The following is a 1,654-nucleotide window of genomic DNA, read 5'->3' on the forward strand; positions in this document are numbered from 1 at the left end:
GCGACACCCGCGAACAACGCCTGCAAGCCGCCTCTGCGCAACGCCATGAACCGGCGCTGACCCGCGACGGCCACGCGGTGGAAGTGTTCGCCAATATCGGCGAAAGCGCCGGAGTGGCCGCGGCGGTGGAGCAGGGCGCCGAGGGCATCGGCCTGTTACGCACCGAGCTGATTTTCATGGCCCACCCGCAAGCGCCGGACGAAGCCACCCAGGAAGCTGAATACCGCCGCGTACTCGACGGTCTTGACGGGCGCCCGCTGGTGGTACGCACCCTCGATGTGGGCGGCGATAAACCGCTGCCGTACTGGCCGATTGCCGAGGAAGAAAACCCCTTCCTCGGCGTGCGCGGCATTCGCCTGACCCTGCAACGCCCGCAGATCATGGAAGCGCAACTGCGCGCGCTGTTGCGTTCGGCGGACAACCGGCCGTTGCGCATCATGTTCCCCATGGTCGGCAGCGTGGATGAATGGCGCGCGGCTCGGGACATGACCGAGCGTCTGCGCCTGGAAATCCCGGTGGCCGACCTGCAACTGGGGATCATGATCGAAGTGCCGTCGGCCGCGCTGCTGGCGCCGGTGCTCGCCCGGGAAGTCGACTTTTTCAGCGTCGGCACCAACGACCTGACCCAATACACCCTGGCCATCGACCGTGGGCACCCGACACTGTCGGCCCAGGCCGATGGCCTGCACCCGGCCGTGCTGCAACTGATCGACATCACCGTGCGTGCCGCCCATGCCCATGGCAAATGGGTCGGCGTGTGCGGCGAGCTGGCGGCGGACCCGCTGGCGGTGCCGGTGCTGATTGGCCTGGGTGTGGACGAGTTGAGCGTGTCGGCCCGCAGCATCCCCGAAGTGAAGGCGCGGGTGCGTGAATTCAGCCTGAGCCAGGCCCAGGGCCTGGCGCAACAGGCACTCGCGGTGGGCTCGCCCGCCGAAGTACGTGCTCTAGTGGAGGCCGTGTAAATGGCAAGGATTTTGACCCTGACGCTGAACCCGGCGTTGGACCTCACGGTACGCCTGGCGCGCCTGGAACCCGGTGCAGTCAATCGCAGCGAAACGCTCATCACCCATGCCGCCGGCAAGGGCGTGAACGTGGCGCAGGTGCTGGCGGACCTCGGCCACGCGGTGACCGTGGGCGGCTTTCTCGGTGAGGACAACCCGCAGGCGTTCGAAGCACTGATCGCCCACCGTGGGTTTGGCGACGCGTTCGTTCGCGTGCCGGGGGAAACCCGCAGCAATATCAAGATTGCCGAACAGGATGGCCGGGTCACCGACATCAACGCACCGGGGCCGCTGGTGAGCGAGCAGGCGCAAGCCGAACTGCTCAAGCGACTTGCGCTGATCGGCCCTGACTTCGACGCGGTGGTGGTCGCCGGCAGCTTGCCGCGTGGCGTCAGCCCGCAATGGTTTCAGGCACTGATCGAGCAATTGAAAAACCTCGGTTTGAAAGTGGCCCTGGACACCAGCGGCGAAGCCTTGCGCGCCGGGTTGAAGGCGGGCCCCTGGATGGTCAAGCCCAATACTGAAGAGCTTGCCCAGGCGCTGGATAACGCCACCGATGCCATCCGCCAGTTGCATCAACAGGGCGTGGAACATGTGGTGGTCTCGGACGGTGCTGCCGGCGTGAGCTGGTACAGCTCGGGGGCGACCCTGCA

The 1,654-nt window shown here is 66.4% G+C and carries 2 protein-coding genes; both read left to right on the forward strand.

The window, feature by feature from the left end; genetic code table 11:
* A partial coding sequence (locus BFP96_RS02265; RefSeq protein ID WP_139113318.1) for a phosphoenolpyruvate--protein phosphotransferase occupies positions 1 to 962 on the forward strand: 962 nt, incomplete at its 5' end.
* Positions 963 to 1,654: 1-phosphofructokinase family hexose kinase (locus BFP96_RS02270; RefSeq protein ID WP_065935501.1), on the forward strand; the 692-nt coding region annotated here is incomplete at its 3' end. It lies immediately after the preceding gene.

Source organism: Pseudomonas sp. 34 E 7, assembly GCF_900005715.1.
Classification (GTDB): domain Bacteria; phylum Pseudomonadota; class Gammaproteobacteria; order Pseudomonadales; family Pseudomonadaceae; genus Aquipseudomonas; species Aquipseudomonas orientalis_A.